Consider the following 17566-nt stretch of genomic DNA (forward strand, 5'->3'; position numbering starts at 1 on the left):
TCCTCCTTGGAAAATATTGTTTTTTATGTAAGTTCATAGTTGTTTACATCTCTTATTATTTGTCATAAATGTGAATTTGAGAACAATTTTTTAACGACAAAAAAATCATTTCCCGAAAGAAATGATTAATTGGTAAATTTATTACAATTGCGATTGCCATACGATCCGATACACCTTTCGCGGTCTGCCCCGCGGGTGTGGGTTTTCTTCTCTGATCACCTGCGCTAGTCCCTTTGACTCCAGTTCAATCAGGATTCGTCTGGCGCTTCGTGGCAGAATTTGTAGATATGAGGCTAATTCTGTCGCATGAATTTCCTGAGAGCCTCGCTTTTTGAGTATGGAGTAAAGCTTGGCGAGCGTCATGACACTTAAAGAGGTAAGCTGGCTAAGCTCTTGCAGCTTTTCTGAGTCATACCGATAGGTGATCTGTTCATCACGACCAAGCGGCCCTACGACGCTTTTGTCATCAAAGAAGACCATCCAGTTGCCTGTCCCGCGCTCTTTGGCGTGCAGCAAAGCCGCGCCACCGTGGATTTCTGCTTCATAAGCAGTCTTGCCGATCCCAATTCCGCACGTCACCAGATCAGCGCGAATGCCAAACAGCTCTTCCAAATCCGGCATGGTCGCATAGTCACGGGTCACTTCTTGCAGATTGCCCCGCGTTGTAAAAATGACGTAGCGTCCGGGACCTGCTGTCTTTAGTGAGCCTTGCAAATGCTTCGCGTAGCGCAACAGCTTTTCCATCGTCTTGATCTCGGCATTTTGCCATTCATCTGTGGAAAAGTTGCCACCCGCAAGCTCGCGAAATGGATCAATCTCCATCATCTGCACGGCAATTTGGGTATCTTTGAAGTGAAGCATTTCGTGCGTTCTCAAAAGCATGTGAATAACCGAAATCACGCCTGCACGTGTCGGCACAACCCGATGTACAGGGACACCTCTCCGTGCCAGCTCTACATCTGCTGTCCGCAAGCAGGTGACAGCCACCTTTGTCTTGCCTGTCCTCCAAAGCTGTTCGTGGTAATCCGCCAGTTCATCGGCTGAGATTGCTCCCTCATAATGCTTAAGCCATTTGTAACCACCAGCGATACCCGCTTCATCCATAAAATGCACCAGTTCTTCTGGTGAAAATGTATCAAAGCTCACTTCATCCACCCGGATTCCCAATTGATGGGACAGGTGAAGCAAGGTTCTGTACAAGCTCGCACCGAGATGAGGCACATAAGCCATCGGCACTTGGACCTTGCCTGACTCGCTCACCATGGCATAAGGGACCTGTCCGGAGAAAAGCCACATATCCACCTCATCCACATGCGGCATGATCAGATCGAGGATCTCTTCTTCCTTCCAATAAACAATCGGCAAGTATTCAATTTCGGGAAACTCTCGCATGACTGATTCGATGATGGCAAGTGAATCATCCGCGCCTATTACGCCTAGTCGCAGCTTCAACAAAATTCCCTCTTTCACACCAATCTCTTCCTACTCGTGAACTGCTTCTGTGATCAATAAACGATTTTTTGAACACCCTCTACTAGGATAACATACTCCTTTTCTTTTTCTCATCGGGGGATCACTTTACCTGCTGCCTCCCCAATCTGGTGTGCCACGTACAAAACAGGTATGATCAACAAGCTGTACGGCAACGTGCTCCATAGCAACGGCCACGTCACAAGCCCAGCCTCAAGCAAACGATCATACGTGTACAAACTATACGGTAAAACCAATGCCACAGCCGTCACCACACCAGGTGTGTAGGTGCGAAGGACAACGGTATGACCAACATGCATGAACACATGGAGAAACATCACGTGCAAACAAACCAGAAAAAACGGGAGGTACGTTCCAGCCGAAAGTGTCGTGACAGTCAGGATGACCGCTGCCGATAAAACCGCGAAAACACAAGAGACTGCGACCGCAAATTGCGCCGTGTTCATCGAAAGTGAAGGCTCTATTATCTTCATAAGCCGTTCTGACACAGTCTGTCTAATGATGTCTTTTTTTGCTCGCACCCAGCCTTCTACCATCACGATCTCCTCGAAATCATGAAACATGAAAACGACCAAAAACAGCCAAATCAGATGGGACAGCTCCAGCATACAAGCACCCTCTTTCTATTCGTTTGCCTGCAAAATTCCATATGCCAAAAAAGATACCGTGTCGTCCGCAAGCTGCTCCGCTGTTTTCTCACCCGTCAGCAAATACCGCGTCGTCATGCGGTCTACGACTGCGATCATTGCCTCTGCCGCCACCTCCACAGACAACTCAACACGGACGTGCCCAGCATTCTGATTTTGTCGCAAGTTGACAGCAACAATCGAAGCCAACTTACGATGCAGCTCTTCGCCCTCTTCTGCCTGATACAGCACGATCCGAGTCAAATCAGGCTGCTCCTGAAAAAATCGGAACAAAGCGAGCAGATTCTCCCGTACCTGAAGGAAAACATCTTCCTTCGTCACAGCCGTTACCTTTTGACCGCTATCCGCCAATTCCCATAGCTTGGTGACGAATGTGTCCGTCAACTGCTGATACAAGCCTTCCTTGCTGTCGAAATACTGGTAAAACGACGCCTGTGTCAAGCCTGCTGTTTTCACGATGTCACTCACCCGTGTACGATGAAAGCCTTTTACTGCGAACTCAGAAGCTGCCGCCGCAAGCAACCGACTGCGACTCAACTCCCCTTTCGACAATTTGTCATTGGTCATTTTCCCACCCCGAAAGTAACTCATCAGTTATATAACTATTGAGTTATTTTTACAACTTTTGGATTTTCTTGTCAAGACCCACTTGCTTTTTCTTTCGACAGTGCGTAAAATGTTTGCTCAAAGGGTATCTTTTGATGGCAATGAGGAAGAAGAGTAGTCATTTTTCGAGACTTCAGAGAGCTGATGGTTGGTGCGAATCAGTGTTAAGGAAATGATGAATGGGCTTCCGAGCTCCAAACCGAACCCGCTCACATGGCGGCAGTAGGCTTTGGCGTTACGTCCGTACGTTACAATGGACACCGTATCAAGCTGTTTTACACAGAAACGGTACGGATCAAAGAGATTTTGCGTATGGATGATTCCTTTCGCGAAATAACAAGGGTGGCACCACGGTTCATTCGTCCCTGTCCAGGGCGGATGGACCTTTTTGTATGTAATTCGGACATTCATATTTCACGATTGAAAGGAGCAGCTTTCCCATGAAAACCATCTTTTCCGGCATTCAACCGAGCGGCATTATGACACTCGGCAACTACTTGGGCGCAATGAAGCACTTCGTTCCGCTTCAAGATCAGTTCAACTGCTTTTACTGCATCGTAGACCAGCATGCGATCACCGTTCCACAAGAGCCTGCTGTCCTGCGCGAAAACATCCGTCGTCTCGCAGCTCTCTATTTGTCCGTTGGCCTCGATCCGAACAAAATGACACTGTTCGTCCAATCGGAAGTACCGGCCCATGCCAAGCTCGGCTGGATCATGCTGTGCACCTCTTACTTGGGTGAATTGGAGCGCATGACCCAATTCAAGGACAAATCCGATGGACGCGGCGAATCCATTCCAGGCGGTCTGCTGGCTTATCCTCCATTGATGGCTGCTGATATTTTGCTGTACGGCACTGATTTCGTCCCTGTTGGCGAAGACCAGAAGCAGCATCTGGAGCTGACTCGTGATTTAGCCGCTCGTTTTAACAACCGCTATGGCGACATTTTCACCATTCCAGAGGTTCGCCTGCCTGAGACTGGTGCACGCATCATGTCCCTTGCTGAAGGCACCAAGAAAATGAGCAAATCCGATCCAAACCAAGGCGCCTTCATCTCCATGCTGGATGATGCGGACACCATCACGAAAAAAATCAAGCGCGCGCAAACGGATTCCGACAGCGTTGTGCGTTATGACAAAGCTGAAAAGCCTGCTGTCTCTAACCTCATGACCATCTACTCTCTCTGCTCCGGAAAAACACTGGATGAGATCGAAGCGATGTACGAGGGCAAGGGCTACGGCGCATTCAAAACCGAGCTGGCTGAAGTTGTCGTAGAAACACTTCGTCCGATTCAAGAACGCTTCGAGCAGCTGTTCCACTCCTCTGAGCTGGATGATATCCTGACTGCCGGGGCAGACAAAGCGAATAAGGTCGCGAACGAGATGCTGTACAAAGTGGAAAAAGTGATGGGGATGGCACGTATCTAATCCATTTCCACAACAAAAAACGGGCTGGGAAGCTGTCTCCCAACCCGTTTTCTTTTCGTCAATTGCTCTTAACCGTGACAGTTACCTTCGCTGTCTTGCCAGCGTAGCTGATCGTGATGGTCACTCTTGTTCTTGGTTTGGCATCATCCAAGACAAGAATACGCCCCGTCTCATCAACCTCTACCTGCTCGGGCTTGCTTGATGTGAACTCGATTCCCTCCGCTTCAGTAACGTCTTCTTCCGCATCATTACCGAGAATCGCCATCACCTTGAGCTGTGCTTCCTCGCCCTGGGCTAGCTTGAGAGATTTCGGATCGATCTCGATTCTTTTCAGGGCACTCTCACCGACGACATAAGTGGCCACCGTCGCTACTGTAAAGCTCCCCAGATCGCCTTCTTTCGTCACCTGGATCGCTTTTCCCTTGAGTCCAATAGCTGCTCTCCACATATTGCTCCGGTACGAATACGCCTGGAGCTTTTCGCTTGCGTCATCAGCGACTGGCAGACCAAGTGTAAAGCCTGTCTTGCCGAGATTTGTCACTTTTTTGCCGTTGCTCCACACTTGCAATAGATAGGCTTCGCCAGGGTTAGTCACACCTTTCCACCCGTCCCCATTTGCTTCCGTCAAAGAGAGGGCAAACTCTCTTGCACGCTGAGCGGAAAAGTATGCGCTAGGCACCTCTACCCATGCTTCGCTGTCCAAGGTTACGCGAATGCCTACCTCTTTTTCCTTCAATTGTTCAACCAGCTTCTGTTCCAGGGTCACTGTCCGATCAGCTGATTCTCCTTTGCGAGAACGCGTGTCGCTCGCATCGTCATCGCTTTCTTCCACTTGAATGAACAGCACCGGAGCAAAGCCAATCTTGTCTTTCACTGACTCGATTGCTTTCATGAATTCTCCGAGTACGTCTAGAAGTTCATCTACTTGTTCGTCATCTGCCTTGATCTCATCCCCATCTTCAATGACGACAGTGCCAAGCTTTTTCAAAAGCTCTTCTGCCAGTGTACGGACATGCTTGGCTACCTCTTTGGAAATATCCTTTTCATCGAGCGGCTCCAGCGCTGTTTTCGCCAAGCTCGTCAAGGAGGCAAGTGCCAGGCGGGCAATCTCTTCATCCTTGATGCCATCTTCTGTGAGCGGGTCAAATGCTTTGTCCAAAAAGCTCTTCGTCACATCTTGGAGTGTCTCTTCACTAATGGTTCCTCGCTCAGCCTGCTCGGCCACTGCCTCGAGTACAGTCGTGATCGTATCGGTGACTGTCTCCCATTTCTCAGTCGGCGTCCATTGCTCGGCATCCAGAAGTTTTTCCAGATGGCTGAGTACTTGATCCACCTGTCCTAAAATGGCGTTCTCCTCGCTACTTGCAGAGATGACTTGAGCTGCTTGCTTGTTCAACTCTCGCTGCGAGTCCGGTGTCGGTGTTCTGTCCGGCGGTGTAACTGGCGGTGGTGAGTCCGGCTTGGCTGGAACCTGCACGGTCAATACTTTAGTTTCTGCTGTCGATTGATCGGATGCTCTTGTGACCTCAAAAACCAGGTCTACATTCGTCTGGCGATATGGCGGCGTAATTTTGCCGTCCAGCGCAATCACTGCTGGATCACTAGAAGACTTGATTGCGATAGTAAAGCCTGTAGGTACTTCTGGCAGCTTCAAGCGCGTCTCACCCGCTGCTGGCTGAGTAAGCTGCGTGATGCTTTCTGCCACTTCTTGTGCTGTTTTTTCCGGCGTGCCGCGATCCTTCAAGTCCAGTTGTACAAGGACAGGATTATGATCACTCACACGTCCTTCGTTCTCAGTCAAGCCAGCGTTGATGTGAACGATATCAACCTTTGTGTCGTCCTCCAGATGTTTGCTGACCAAAATTTGATCCAAGACTTGAGAGTTCCCTTGGTACACGTACGTATACTGCTCACCCTTCGGCAGTTTCTCCACCATATTGGTCAAAACGCCATCTGCCAATTCCTGCACCGGATTCGAAAACGGGAAATCGTTAAGATCGCCAAGCACCACAACATTTGCTTTCGCTTCCGCCGCATGGATTTCTTTTACAAAGTTATTTAACACACGGGCAATTTTCATTCGCTGTACTTCACTCACCAGCTGTGGCGGCTGATCTTTTCCAAACAGCGCTTGATCCCCACCCTTGGAGTTGAAATGGTTGGCAATGACAATGACAGGCTCGCCTTGGAAAATGAACTCCGCTGCCAACGGCTTACGGCTCGAAGCAAACGCCGCGTTTGTCGGATCGACCCGTCCTGGATTGTGTGACAAATGCGCTACACCATCTCGCGTCTCTATCTGCACCGCATCTGTCGCACCTCCTGCCGTTCCTTCTGCCAGCTGTACTCGTTGTGGGTTGTAGAAGAAGCCGACACGGATGTTTCCTCCAGGCTGTCCACCATCTTGATTGTTCTGTGGCGCGATATCGGTATATCGGTAAGTCGGGCCATTTTTGTTTTCAATTGCTTTGATCAATGCGTCCGCAGACTGCGTAGCATCTGTTTGCCCATTGTCCGTCGGCCCATTGTCGTCCTGCATTTCCACCACACCAATAATATCCGGCCCCTTCATGTTGTCCACGATCGTCTCGGCGATGCGATTGATTTTGGCAGAATCGGTTTTTGCCGAGAAATTCTCGATGTTGTACGTAGCGATTGTCAGCTTATCGTCTTTTGGGGAAATACTCGTTACTGGCGGCACATATTGACTTGCCTGTACCGTAAATGGTCTTGTATGGAACAGCTTGTAATTCGCAAAGCCGTAGTCAATGATGCCTACCAGTGGTCCATCAAATTTGTCGCCGACTTTTACTTCACCAGTAATCGATTCGAGTTTGTCCGATACCGTGATGCGTTCAGGGTGAAAATCATTGGCTCCCAGCACCACTCCACCGGCTGGTGTACGTGGTTGACTCGGATGGGCTTGATCATCAATAACGACAAATTCCGTTGCACGTGGATTGGTAAACGTCTTGGTTTCGCCAACGACGATTGGATTGTCGATCTGCACCAGCATGCCTTCGAGACTTTCCCAGAAATCGATGCCGTCTTGATCCGGATCGAATTTGCCGAGGCTATCGTTGTCGATGATCCCTTCCGGATATTTGTAGTTGTCTTTGCCCAGGATGAGAGGGTCTGGGAGTGATTGGCCTGGCTTGACAACGGCGTACGAGATCGCATCAATTTGCGTTTGGGTGAGGTCTGTACCCGCTCTATTCGATGGTACGTATTCCTTGACCGTGCCGCTAACGGTTACTTCATCGCCAGGGTTGACCGCTGCTTTTGGCTCGTAAACGTAAATGCCTTCGGAGGTAAATGGGTCTGCGTCCGGTTGCGGGTCTTGCATATAAAAGCCTTGTACATTGCTGCCGCTTCTGACGATAGCCGTTACGATTCCCGGAACATTGTTCACCGTTCCATCGGCCATCTCTGATCGGTGCGACGTTCCTTGGATATCATGAATCCGAACGTTTTCTTTTTGAATCATGTAACGGAAGGTCGCTACATTGCTGTCTGTGTAACCATCCTTGACAGCTATGGCTGAAAGGGTCGTATCCACGTCAATCTGGATCGGTCCTGTATACTTGATGCTTCCGCTGCTCGGCGTTGAACCATCTATCGTATAGAAGATCGTGGCGTCAGCCATTGTCGTTGAGAACGTGACTTTTGTTCCTTTTGCCACCATAGGGCCTGCTGGGCTCGCTGTGACCATAGGGACTTTATTCTCATCCTCTACGAGATCAGCGACAGTGCGCGGCACCAGCTTGTATACATTGCGGTCGTAGTTCACCACGCCTGTAATAGCTGCATAGCTTTTCCCCACAGGGAGCAGGAGTGTTTCAGCAGGACGCGACCCAAATGTACCGTGCTGATCCTCCAGCAAATAATTGTTACTGCTCGATGCTGATTTGACAGTAACCACTTTCACAGTCACCAGCTTGCCTTCCAACGCTTCTCCTGTAGCAGCAGCAAAGTCAGTCGACGTCACGATTTGTGGGTTAGGCACACCTGCTTGCTTTTGCACAATTTCCACGTTATTGGTGAGCGCTTCGAGTTGAGCCAGTCCATAATAATCACTCATTTTTCCGGTAACTCGGATCTTGTCTCCTACCTCAATTTTGCCAGTCAGCCCTGGCGCACGAAGTACGAGTCCTGCCGTCTCATCTTGGAAATACACGTTGTTTTGTCCGCCCGCTTCAAACATCGCCGTCACCGTTCCGACGACAATCACGTTCGTTCCTACCGGGGTGCTTCTTGCTTCAGCAATCGTCGTCGAACCTACGGCTGACTTGGTAACGCTAACTTCTGGGCTCTCAAACGACTTGCCATATTCCCCAACTGTTTGCTGCGTTACGAGAATATGATCCAGCTGGTCGATGTTTGGAATCGTGAAGGAAAATGACCCGTTTGCCTGTGCTGTTCCTGTTTCTTTGTTACTAAGCATCAGCGGTTGTTTTTGCGGATCGTATGCGCGCAGTATCGCATTCCCTGCTGCCGCACCTACTTCTCCTCGTAGCTCGCCCACACCGTTCAATGTTTGCAGGCTGACTTTTTCCTGGATCAAAGCTGTGCTGGCTACCGCTGGCCTCAGCTCAATACTCGTGCTTTCTTTCTTACTCCCTTCCGTTGCTGTGAGATAGACTCCCAGCGAATTTGGATCGGGATTAGTAAAAGTCAGCTCAATTAGTCCGGAAGCATCCGAATCTTGCTGTGCCAAAGGCGTGTCGCTACCTGTTCCTGTAGGCTGACTCGCATAAACCTTAATAGTCCGTCCTTGACCGACATAGCCGCGAATTGTTGCTTGGATAGGATCAGTATGATCAAAAATAAGTTCTGTGGCATTCAGTTTTTCGGTCACGTCTGTTGGTAGCGGCGGTTCTACTGGGCTTTGCGAGTTTTTTGGGGTAGGTGCCCCTGTGATAAAATCGTTGCCATTGTTATTGGTATCCCAGCCATTTCCTCTGTTCGGCACAATGCCGCTGGCGTCGCTAATGCGTTGGGCGCTGGTCGTATTCGAGGGAGCCGGTGCTGGTGAGTTGCCCTCAGATGAATTGGCAGTACCAAAGCCGACCATATCCACGACACTGGCCTGGGAGGTGACATCCGCCCCTGTTAACGGGACACCGTCGTTGACCAGCGCAACCTTCCCATTCGTCCCTGACAAGTTCAGAGTCCCGCTATCGTCAGGAGTTGGCAGTTCCCCCCCTGTTGCACCCGATGTTGCTAGCTGAACCAAATAGAAGCCGTAAGGGGCTATGCTTCCCGTCAGCCCTGCCTTTTGCCACGTCGTCGTTCCCGTAGCAGAAGCATACTGCACAGACCAGCCTCCAACCGAAACAGCCGTGTCTGTCGGGTTGTACAGCTCAATGAAGTCATTCTTGTACAGGGCACCAGTGTTTCCCCCACCCCCATACACCTCACTGATCACCACATGATCAGCGCGCGCGGCTTTTGCCTGTGGCATCCACCCCGTCGGTAAAACAGTTCCCACCATGACCGCGGCTATTAGCGCCAGCTTCGACCACCGGGAGGCAATTCCTCTTTTTTTCAACATTCTTGCATCATTCCTCCTCACATCATTCCGAAGTAACTACTATAAGATGGTAAACGTATAACCTGAACCTTATGTAAATTTGATGTAAAGTTTGTATAATCCTTCTAAACTTGTAAAAACAAAAACCGCCAAGCTCCATCGTCCTTGGCGGTTTTTCTTTGTTTTTGTCAATTAGCTTTCGTCTACTTTCATATTGCGTGCGATATATAGAATCGGCGTCGAAGCTGCCGATACGACGAACTTGATCAGGTAGGTAGTCAACAGGATTTGCCACCATACGTCCATCGGGAATTCACCCAAAAAGGCAATCGTACAAAAAGTAATGGAGTCAAGCAACTGGCTGAAGAGCGTGCTTCCATTATTGCGAATCCAGAGCTGGTTGCGGCCTGGACATTTTTTCTTCAACCACGAATAGATTTTCACGTCGACAAATTGACTGACAAAATACGCACACAAGCTCCCCAATGCCACTCTTGGCATCAAGCCAAAAATCGTCTCTAAGGAACCTTGGGCAATATCTGTTTCCTGTGGTTCAAACACCAGCACGAGCTGCATGATGATCGTTGCCGCAATTAAGGTAAAGAAGCCAAACCATACAGCTTTTTTCGCTTCTCTTTCCCCATACTTCTCGTTCAATAGATCGCTTACCAAATAAATAGAAGCATAAATCGTATTGCCGAGCGTCATGACCAGACCGAACATCTCGATTGTTTTGACCACCTGAATGTTGGCTAACACAGTTGCCATCCCGATCCACGCGTACAGTCCCATTCTGCCGAACAATCGGTAGCAGAGCAGGAACAGCCCGAAGTTCACCAGAGCAAAAAGCACTCCGATCCAAAAATTAAACATATGATTTCCTCCTAGTTTTGATAACGCGGGAGTTTACGAACCGCGGCCCGTTTTGAGCATTCAATCATTTTACTTGCATTCTCTTATTTTATCAACAATGAAAAGCCAGAGAATCACGGTTCGTCGCCGGCACGTAAAGACAAAGCGCAAGCAAAAAAGCCATCACTAAGGGCGATGGTCTTATCAATGGGTAATAGTAGAGACCAGCATCACCATGCATAGGCCTCTAGTCGATTTCATCCTGAATTTGATGTAAAAACTACCTTTTATGGATATGGCATTAATGAAAATCGATGTCCGCCGATTCTCAATGAATCCCCTCTTCCACGCCACTTGAAGCTTCTTTTAGAAAGATACTTACGAGCTTCTGAGCCGTTCTGCGAGCATGATGAACTGTTTCGTGATTTCCCTCGATCATTGCAGTAACAATGCTGCCTTCTACCAAAAGATACAACGCATTGGTTAGTTCTTCTTCCTCCCGTACTCCAGCTTCTTGAACAAGTTTTTTGATAAAATTTTTTAATAGTGATTTATGCCTTAAAGATACTTGATGAAACGAATGAGTAGGTTCATTAAATTCTGCAGCCGTATTTATGAAGGAACACCCACGAAAGTCAGATTGCAAGAACCACTCTTCTAATGTATCAAATAGAGCAACCAAACGCTCCGACGGGGTAACTTCCTTCTTATAAACTGTAGTTTCGAACCAGTCTCTCCAAAGGGAGTCTCTTGTCTCAAGATAAGCTATCACCAAATGCTCTTTAGTAGGAAAGTTATTATACAGCGTCATTTTGGCTACTCCGGATTCTGCTACAACTTGATCGACCCCCGTAGCAGTAATTCCTTGTTTATAAAACAAGGATGAGGCAACATCCAGTATTTGCTCTTTTTTTCTTTGTCTCATGCCTTCTCCTCCTCCATTAATAACCGCGAAGGTTGGCGATTAATTTCCCAATATTTTTGATCGTTGCAAAGTGCATTGCCTCATGGTATAAGGAAAAGCCAAGTAATTGCTCAACTGTTGTGAAAGAAAGTCCAGTAGATGATTTATAGGAAGGCTCTACCGCTTCTTTCAAATTGTTCGAAAGTGTCGATTCGATCCTTAGCATTTGCGCCGTCAATAGTTCAATCAACTCTAACAATGCTGGAGGTTCAAGATCCCAGTTAGAAGGTTGAGTTCCTGGGTCAAATAAAGTCTTGAAATTTGAGGGCATTTGAACTTCTTTTCCAGAAAGTTGAAAAGCGAATTTTTCTTGAACGACATATATGTGTCCTAAATTCCATTTTATGCTATTTTTCAACCCAACAGGAATGATTTCAGCATCGCGGTCATTCATTTCTCTCACATAATTAATCGTTTGACGTCGAGCAAATCCTAATTGTTCTAAAATGAAGTCACTCATTATTTGGTCCCCCCTCATCCTTCTGTCTCCACGCCATTACTATACAGACAAGTATATATAATTTCAAATTTAATTTTTCGGCCTTTTTTCTGCGAATAACGTTATTTTATCTCTATAATTGGGTTCCTTATAACGATCTCCATTAAATTCAGTTCTCCACTATCTACTGCCTCTGTAAGTGCTTGAGGAAACTCCTCTGTATTTGTAACACGCCTGTATGCAACTCCAAAGCTTTGGGCAAAAAGGTTAAAATCCGGATTGGTAAAAGAAATCTGTGTAACCGCTAGATTGGCATTGCATTGGTGCTTCTCTATTAAGCTATACCGCTGGTCATTAAAGATGATGATAGTAAAGCTCAGACCCAAGCGCTTTGCGGTCTCGAGCTCCTGAGCATTCATGAGAAAGCCACCGTCTCCCGTTATGATAACAACAGGACAGTTTGGCTTGACCAAGCAGCTTGCCAAAGCGCCAGGCAGCGATGCTCCCATTGATGCAAGACCGTTGAAAATAATCGTTTGCCCTGGAAGTTTTGGCTGGTACCAGAATGATACCCAGATCTTATGCAAGCCGACATCAGAAATCACGATGCTTTCCTTCGGCAGCTTTTTGCTTAAGGTCCACATTACCTTGTGAGGCAGATCCTGTTCTGATGGGATGGCCAGCAACTTCTTCATTCTACGTACACGAATCTTCTCATAGTCTACAGGTTCGGGTCTTCGATTTAACAGGTTTGATAATGCCTTAATCGTTTCTCGCAAATCACCCACAAGGTCCAATTCAACGGGAAAATGAGCATCAGTTTCAGCATAGGTGGTATTAATACTCAGTACTTTACGCGATTTATCCTCGTTCCAGAATTTCGAATCAAATTCAACAAAATCAAATCCAATAGCGATGACCAAATCTGCTTCATGTAGAGGAAGCAAACCATCAGGATCGAAACTACCGCCGACTGTGAACAGGTTCAGCGGGTGATCGAAAGGCAGAAAACCTTTGGCCATAAAAGTATTGACCAATGGCAAATTCGCTTTCTCTACTAATTGTCGAATTTCTTTCCAAGCTCGACTACGAACCGCACCATTGCCTACAAGGATGATTGGTCTCTTTGCCTCCATGATTAATTGTGCGGCTGTGTGCAGCGATGACTTGTCGGGACAAACTTTTGCTTTTCTTCCAATGGGAAGTGGTGAGCCGACTACCGTATCCCGAGCAACATCTACAGGCAGCTGCAGATGCACAGCGCCAAAACTGTCGGTTGTTGCCAGAGCAAACGCCTTACGGATGATCTCTGGAATTGTGTGCGCGGATGCAATCTGCTGATTGTATTTTGTAATTCCTTTGTATAATTGTATCGTATCTATATTTTGATGTGATTCTTTGTGCAGCTGGCTACGATCTGTCTGACCGGTAATGGCAATCAATGGCGAGCGGTCCAAGTGAGCATTAGCCACACCTGTAATCAGATTCGTCGCGCCAGGCCCCAACGTAGCGAGACACACGCCGGGTTTTCCCGTGAGTCGACCATACACATCTGCCATAAAGGCTGCCCCTTGTTCGTGCCGCGTAACTACAAATTGAATCGATGACCGAGATAAGGAGTCGATAAGATCAATAGTCTCTTCACCCGGGATGCCGAAAATGTACTCAACTCCCTCAGCCTCCAGACATTGCACCACAAGGTCGCTCGCTTTCATATGGCTCCTCCATTATTAGTCTTTTGGTGGATTACATCTATTTTTCGTATGCAAAGTCCAATTTTATTCATTTGTTGATCCAACTGGAGTATATGTGTCATTCATGATCTATAAAAATCTTTGAACGGACCCGCAAGAGAGCCAGTTTTTCAAAGGGGCCATCCCACGGGTCACCGTTCAGCTGTTATTGCACGCCGTTTTCCAATTCCTTTATTCGCTCACCTAAAAATCGCTTAATTAACGCTACGCTGATTTCCAAATCTTCTTCCAAAGGAAAATGACCCGTATTGAGCAGATGAACCTCAACATCTTTTAAGTCCTTTTGGTAAGCCAACGCCCCATCCGGACCAAAGAACATATCATTTTTTCCCCAAGCAACCAATGTCGGAGGCTGGTAGGTCCGGAAATACTCATGCCAACTCGGATATTGTTTCAAATTGTTTTGATAATCATAGAGCAGGGCAAGCTGGATCTCACTATTCCCAGGTTGCTCCAGCACATATTGGTCCAAATTCCAACTGTCTGGGCTGATTTTTTCCGGGTTGCGTGTCCCGTTTACATACTGATGTTTTGTGAACTCAGGTTTCAGCAGACCTAAAACATTGTTGATAGAGGCATCATCAGCCGGATTTTCCCAATACGTCCGTACGGGAGCCCACGAAGATAGCAAGCCTTCTTCGTATGCATTTCCGTTTTGAGAGATAATGGCTTGGACTCGTTCTGGATGTTTGACAGCCAATCTGAATCCGACTGGCGCCCCATAATCGTGGACATAAATGCTGTATTTCTTTAATTGGAGCTGCTCGACAAATACGTCCATTACATCGGCCAATTTGTCGAAGGTATAGGCAAATTCGGCCGTAGAAGGCTGATCACTGTTACCGAAACCAGGATAGTCAGGTGCAATGATATGGTATTCATCAGAGAGCTCGTCAATTAAGTTGCGGTACATGTGAGAAGAAGATGGAAACCCATGGAGCAACAAAATGGTCGGGTTCTCTTGATTCCCAGCCTCCCGATAAAAAATGGCGAGACCGTCCACACATTCTGTTTTGTAATATACTGTCATCGTTTTCACCTCATTTCCGGTGGTTTTGGAACACGCTGCTATTTCCCGAGGGTTATTTGTAACGCCGATCATTTTCGTTAATCGGATAATCGTTTCCACTCATATCCCGTCTTCTCATAAGACCGTCTTCGTCATACTCCCAAAGCTCATTTCCATGGCATCTCATCCATTGACCAGTTTCTGCATCACGGTACTCATACTCAAAACGAACCGCAATCCGGTTGTCCGTGTAGCACCAAAGCTCTTTCATGAGTTTATAGTCCTGCTCCCTTGCCCATTTCTTCGTCAAAAAAGCTTTAATATTCTCGCGGCCTGTAAAAAACTCTGTGCGGTTGCGCCAGTTGGAGTCAACGGTATACCCTAGTGACACGCGTTCCGGATCGCGAGAGTTCCAAGCATCTTCGGCAAATTTTACTTTTGCCAACGCGGATTCAAGTGTGAACGGTGGTCGAATGTCTTTACTCATTTTTTATCATCCTTTTTATTTTTTATAGTTCAAATCATTATTTGAATTTACGATCCGCCTCTTTGATAGGAAAATCATTCCCCGTCATATCCCGTCTCTTCATGAGACCATCCTCGGCAAACTCCCAGTATTCATTTCCATGGCATCGCATCCACTGACCTGTATTTGCATCACGGTATTCGTACTCAAAACGCACTGCAATCCGATTGTCCGTGTAGCACCAAAGTTCCTTCTTAAGTTTGTAGTCCAGTTCTCTAGCCCACTTATTTGTCAAAAACGTCTTGATAGCTTCTCGGCCGGTAAAGAATTCTGTGCGATTATGCCAATTGGAATCAACGGAGTATCCCAAAGATACCCGCTCCGGATTGCGAGAATTCCAAGCATCCTCAGCAAACTGCACTTTAGCCAATGCAGACTCCTTTGTAAACGGTGGTCGAATGTCTTTGCTCATGGTCGATCTTCCCTTCGTTTGTTGAATGTTGGTGGAGGCGCATCCGCTCTCCTTGGATTATAGTATACAGACAGGTCTGTCTAAAATCAAATAATATTTTCTCGTCCATTAATCCTAGAAGCGAGCAACCTCCTCGCACCCTAGCATTTACCTGTTACTGATTTGTAGGATTTATGTCGATAGTCTGTAACCAATGCATCCACACTATCGTACATAATGAACGTGTAGCAAGGACAAGCATAAGATACAGCACACTACACATTACATCATGATCAGTCAGCAAGACTGGGGAGGAGATTCATCACATGAAACACATGAAACACTTGAACAAACTCGTAACAGGAACTGTACTTACTTCCGTACTTTTCACTGGAGGTTATGCAATTACAGCAGATGCAAGCAACACAACTGCTACAACAAAAGGCTTGCAAGAGATTACGAAAAAAACAGCAGACGTAACGGGTGACAAGACCGCAGACACAGTCGTTCTGTACGGGAAAAAAGAGAAAAACAGCCCATACGTTAAGGACCTCACTATCAAAGTAACAGATGGCAAAACGAAGCAATCTTTTAACATCGACGTGAAGGACAACGGCTACGAGCCGAAGCTCTCCGTTCAAGATTTCACTTACGATAAAAAAGGCGAGATCATGGTTACTGCAAGCACTGGCGGAAGCGGTGGCTACACAACCAATCACATCTACAACATTAAAGATGGAAAAGCGAAAGAGCTCAGCCTGCCAGGTCTGGATAAAAACAAAGCGGGTGTAGTCGGAGCGGACTTCGTAGAACTGAAACCAATCGATCTAAACAAAAATGGTCTCTATGTACTGGAAGGCACAGAGCGTCTGACTGGTGATTACAATGCAGATGTTCGCGGCTACCTCAAATCCAAATGGAAGTGGAACCAAACCAAATGGGAATTGATGAGTGCCAACTTCGAACCAGCTGTAAAACCACTCGAAGTCTATCATGATACTTTCAAAAGCCAAGACTCTGCCTTTGCTTTTAAAGGTCCAAAATCTTGGAACGGCAACATCCTTGTTGAGGAAAAAACTGGACCAAATGCAGACGAATACTTGCCAGAAGCAAACAGTGTAACCCGCTTCATTTTCAATGCTGACAAAGCGGAAGATCGTACACCTGTTGTGGTTATCACCGCGTTTGACCTGAATGACTGGAAAAAACTGAACAACCCGGACGAGCCGCCAGTCGGCACCGAAATTGCACGTAACCAAGCAACCAACACGGTTTATGTAGCAAGCTTGCCACAAGATACGGTATTTGATCCAGCAAGCAAAGAAGGGAAGAAATTCATCCCTCTGATGATGTCTCTGGACCAAGTAAAACAAGCGTTTACGCTGGTAAAACGATAATTCATACGCTTCTCTCCACGAACAATCCCTTTGCCACTCTCATTGGCAAAGGGATTGTTTTCGTTTTATTGAGTTTTTACGAGGCAAAACCATTCTCTTTTTTCACCTCAGCTTCTCAAGTCTTTTTTGCTTCTCCTCTTTTTCAGCTGGATCCAGGTACTCGAAAAGACCAATGCGATTCCCCCATGGATCGGCAAACGTCCCCCACTTGACCGGCACTTCTTCGCGTTGGAAAATCTCAAACCGCTCGATTTGAAGCTCGTTGATCAGTCTTTCTCTTTCCGACTCGATATCGACCACGGCAAATCGCACCGGACCGCTTCCTTCCGCTGGTATCCCCTCTGCCAGCTGCAGCCAACACCCAGGCAGTACTTCCCACTCAGCAAATCCTTCATGTGGAACAAAATCCGGCTCTCTTTGCAAAAAGCTCTGGTACCAGGCTTGTCCTTTGGTGAAATTAGAAGTACGCAATTGAAACGTCATCTCATGGATCATGGAAAGGCCTCCTGTTCTCTGAAATTTCCATCCAT

Annotated in this window: 14 protein-coding genes and 1 other annotated feature; of the genes, 2 read left to right on the forward strand and 12 right to left on the reverse strand. The window is 47.2% G+C overall.

All coding sequences use genetic code 11. The annotated features are described in order from the left end of the window. Positions 1-141: 141 nt before the first annotated feature. The 3 genes from ACFVS2_RS22695 to ACFVS2_RS22705 all read right to left on the reverse strand — a co-directional run bounded on the left by ACFVS2_RS22695 (position 142) and on the right by ACFVS2_RS22705 (position 2705). A complete protein-coding gene (locus tag ACFVS2_RS22695; RefSeq protein WP_390237949.1) occupies positions 142-1470 on the reverse strand; it encodes a helix-turn-helix domain-containing protein in 1329 nt (442 codons plus the stop codon). Between the two features lie 92 nt (positions 1471-1562). Then, on the reverse strand, positions 1563-2099 hold the full coding sequence (locus tag ACFVS2_RS22700; protein WP_390237951.1) for an HXXEE domain-containing protein: 537 nt from the start codon (positions 2097-2099) through the stop codon (positions 1563-1565). A 15-nt stretch (positions 2100-2114) separates the two neighbouring features. Beyond that, a complete protein-coding gene (locus ACFVS2_RS22705) occupies positions 2115-2705 on the reverse strand; it encodes a TetR/AcrR family transcriptional regulator (RefSeq protein ID WP_390237954.1) in 591 nt (196 codons plus the stop codon). Positions 2706-2836: 131 nt separating this feature from the next. Beyond that, positions 2837-3114, forward strand: a binding site (T-box leader). 70 nt (positions 3115-3184) lie between these two features. On the opposite strand from ACFVS2_RS22705, the gene trpS reads away from it, so the two are divergent. Next, positions 3185-4171 (forward strand): tryptophan--tRNA ligase, encoded by a 987-nt coding sequence (gene trpS / locus ACFVS2_RS22710; RefSeq protein WP_017247332.1) that lies wholly within the window; start codon positions 3185-3187, stop codon positions 4169-4171. Between the two features lie 58 nt (positions 4172-4229). On the opposite strand, the gene ACFVS2_RS22715 is transcribed toward trpS, so the two are convergent. From ACFVS2_RS22715 to ACFVS2_RS22750, 8 genes are all read right to left on the reverse strand, one after another. Next, the gene (locus ACFVS2_RS22715; RefSeq protein ID WP_390237956.1) at positions 4230-9725 is read right to left on the reverse strand and encodes a chitobiase/beta-hexosaminidase C-terminal domain-containing protein; all 5496 of its coding nucleotides are present in this window, start codon (positions 9723-9725) and stop codon (positions 4230-4232) included. Positions 9726-9896: 171 nt separating this feature from the next. Then, positions 9897-10577 (reverse strand): queuosine precursor transporter, encoded by a 681-nt coding sequence (locus ACFVS2_RS22720; protein ID WP_390237959.1) that lies wholly within the window; start codon positions 10575-10577, stop codon positions 9897-9899. Positions 10578-10884: 307 nt separating this feature from the next. Continuing rightward, complete coding sequence (locus tag ACFVS2_RS22725) at positions 10885-11481, reverse strand: TetR/AcrR family transcriptional regulator (RefSeq protein WP_390237961.1); 597 nt, start codon at positions 11479-11481, stop codon at positions 10885-10887. 16 nt (positions 11482-11497) lie between these two features. Next, the gene (locus ACFVS2_RS22730) at positions 11498-11980 is read right to left on the reverse strand and encodes a DinB family protein (RefSeq protein ID WP_390237964.1); all 483 of its coding nucleotides are present in this window, start codon (positions 11978-11980) and stop codon (positions 11498-11500) included. Between the two features lie 101 nt (positions 11981-12081). Continuing rightward, on the reverse strand, positions 12082-13674 hold the full coding sequence (locus ACFVS2_RS22735; protein ID WP_390237967.1) for an acetolactate synthase large subunit: 1593 nt from the start codon (positions 13672-13674) through the stop codon (positions 12082-12084). A gap of 184 nt (positions 13675-13858) precedes the next feature. Next, positions 13859-14743, reverse strand: coding sequence for an alpha/beta fold hydrolase (locus tag ACFVS2_RS22740; protein WP_390237969.1), 885 nt, complete (start codon positions 14741-14743; stop codon positions 13859-13861). Positions 14744-14795: 52 nt separating this feature from the next. Continuing rightward, positions 14796-15209 carry a nuclear transport factor 2 family protein gene (locus tag ACFVS2_RS22745; RefSeq protein ID WP_017247339.1) on the reverse strand — a complete coding sequence of 138 codons (414 nt, stop codon included), beginning with the start codon at positions 15207-15209 and terminating at the stop codon, positions 14796-14798. A gap of 37 nt (positions 15210-15246) precedes the next feature. Further along, positions 15247-15660 (reverse strand): nuclear transport factor 2 family protein, encoded by a 414-nt coding sequence (locus ACFVS2_RS22750; protein WP_106839119.1) that lies wholly within the window; start codon positions 15658-15660, stop codon positions 15247-15249. 305 nt (positions 15661-15965) lie between these two features. On the opposite strand from ACFVS2_RS22750, the gene ACFVS2_RS22755 reads away from it, so the two are divergent. Then, on the forward strand, positions 15966-17036 hold the full coding sequence (locus ACFVS2_RS22755) for a hypothetical protein (RefSeq protein WP_390237973.1): 1071 nt from the start codon (positions 15966-15968) through the stop codon (positions 17034-17036). A 102-nt stretch (positions 17037-17138) separates the two neighbouring features. On the opposite strand, the gene ACFVS2_RS22760 is transcribed toward ACFVS2_RS22755, so the two are convergent. Further along, positions 17139-17531 carry a VOC family protein gene (locus tag ACFVS2_RS22760; RefSeq protein ID WP_390237974.1) on the reverse strand — a complete coding sequence of 131 codons (393 nt, stop codon included), beginning with the start codon at positions 17529-17531 and terminating at the stop codon, positions 17139-17141. Positions 17532-17566 lie beyond the last annotated feature (35 nt).

Source organism: Brevibacillus sp. NPDC058079 (genome assembly GCF_042885155.1).
Lineage (GTDB): Bacteria > Bacillota > Bacilli > Brevibacillales > Brevibacillaceae > Brevibacillus.

Coding starts and splice junctions, on each gene's coding strand:
- ACFVS2_RS22700 (WP_390237951.1), bottom strand. CDS start 2,099: ATGCTGGAGCTGTCCCATCTGATTTGGCTGTTTTTGGTCGTTTTCATG.
- ACFVS2_RS22705 (WP_390237954.1), bottom strand. CDS start 2,705: ATGACCAATGACAAATTGTCGAAAGGGGAGTTGAGTCGCAGTCGGTTG.
- trpS (WP_017247332.1), top strand. CDS start 3,185: ATGAAAACCATCTTTTCCGGCATTCAACCGAGCGGCATTATGACACTC.
- ACFVS2_RS22715 (WP_390237956.1), bottom strand. CDS start 9,725: ATGTTGAAAAAAAGAGGAATTGCCTCCCGGTGGTCGAAGCTGGCGCTA.
- ACFVS2_RS22720 (WP_390237959.1), bottom strand. CDS start 10,577: ATGTTTAATTTTTGGATCGGAGTGCTTTTTGCTCTGGTGAACTTCGGG.
- ACFVS2_RS22725 (WP_390237961.1), bottom strand. CDS start 11,481: ATGAGACAAAGAAAAAAAGAGCAAATACTGGATGTTGCCTCATCCTTG.
- ACFVS2_RS22730 (WP_390237964.1), bottom strand. CDS start 11,980: ATGAGTGACTTCATTTTAGAACAATTAGGATTTGCTCGACGTCAAACG.
- ACFVS2_RS22735 (WP_390237967.1), bottom strand. CDS start 13,674: ATGAAAGCGAGCGACCTTGTGGTGCAATGTCTGGAGGCTGAGGGAGTT.
- ACFVS2_RS22740 (WP_390237969.1), bottom strand. CDS start 14,743: ATGACAGTATATTACAAAACAGAATGTGTGGACGGTCTCGCCATTTTT.
- ACFVS2_RS22745 (WP_017247339.1), bottom strand. CDS start 15,209: ATGAGTAAAGACATTCGACCACCGTTCACACTTGAATCCGCGTTGGCA.
- ACFVS2_RS22750 (WP_106839119.1), bottom strand. CDS start 15,660: ATGAGCAAAGACATTCGACCACCGTTTACAAAGGAGTCTGCATTGGCT.
- ACFVS2_RS22755 (WP_390237973.1), top strand. CDS start 15,966: ATGAAACACATGAAACACTTGAACAAACTCGTAACAGGAACTGTACTT.
- ACFVS2_RS22760 (WP_390237974.1), bottom strand. CDS start 17,531: ATGATCCATGAGATGACGTTTCAATTGCGTACTTCTAATTTCACCAAA.